This is a genomic window from Pseudomonas sp. 51_B (genome assembly GCF_017491595.1).
GTDB classification, from domain to species: Bacteria; Pseudomonadota; Gammaproteobacteria; order Pseudomonadales; family Pseudomonadaceae; genus Aquipseudomonas; species Aquipseudomonas promysalinigenes.
Map to the genome: position 1 here is coordinate 1 of NZ_JAFGYW010000512.1, position 267 is coordinate 267.

At 59.9% G+C, this 267-nt stretch carries 1 protein-coding gene; it reads left to right on the forward strand.

The window, feature by feature from the left end; translation table 11 throughout:
* The coding region (locus J5M56_RS25980; protein ID WP_207938187.1) for an immunoglobulin-like domain-containing protein at window positions 1-267 on the forward strand (267 nt) is incomplete at both ends.

Consider the following 267-nt stretch of genomic DNA (forward strand, 5'->3'; position numbering starts at 1 on the left):
ATGTCACTGGCGGCAACTACGAGAAGCTGGAAACGGCTGGTAACCCAACCACTTCGGTTACGGATGACCCGGCGAAGCTCGATAGCACTGGCCTCACCCTGTCCGCTACCGGCACCGTCCAGGAAGGCGGCAGCATCGTCTACACCGCCACCCTGACCAATCCAGCCGGTAGCGAGATGACGGTTACCTTGAGCAATGGTGCCGTGATCACCATCGCCAAAGGCCAGACTGAAGGCAGCGTTTCGTTCGATGCGCCAGCTAACACCG